Annotated in this window: 1 protein-coding gene; it reads left to right on the forward strand. The window is 60.9% G+C overall.

The annotated features are described in order from the left end of the window. Window positions 1-238 (forward strand): Gfo/Idh/MocA family protein (locus ACPYOG_RS20650; protein ID WP_481295930.1); only part of this gene is annotated, 238 nt, incomplete at both ends.

Genomic DNA, 238 nt, shown 5'->3' on the forward strand with positions numbered 1-238 from the left:
GTCACAAAAGGATCCAGGTGGGCTTCATGCGCCGCTTCGACGCCGAGTACGCGGCGCTCGGATCGGTCATCCGCAACAGCGAATTGGGGGAGCTGTTGATGCTGCACCACCAGCACCGCAACCCGACAACACCCGAGGGCTTCACCAACGAGATGCTGATCAACGACTCCGTGGTCCACGAGTTCGACGCGATCCGCTACTTCACGGGTGAGGAAATCACCTCCGTGCAGGTCCGTCT

Source organism: Leifsonia sp. HAY1-4F, assembly GCF_056755275.1.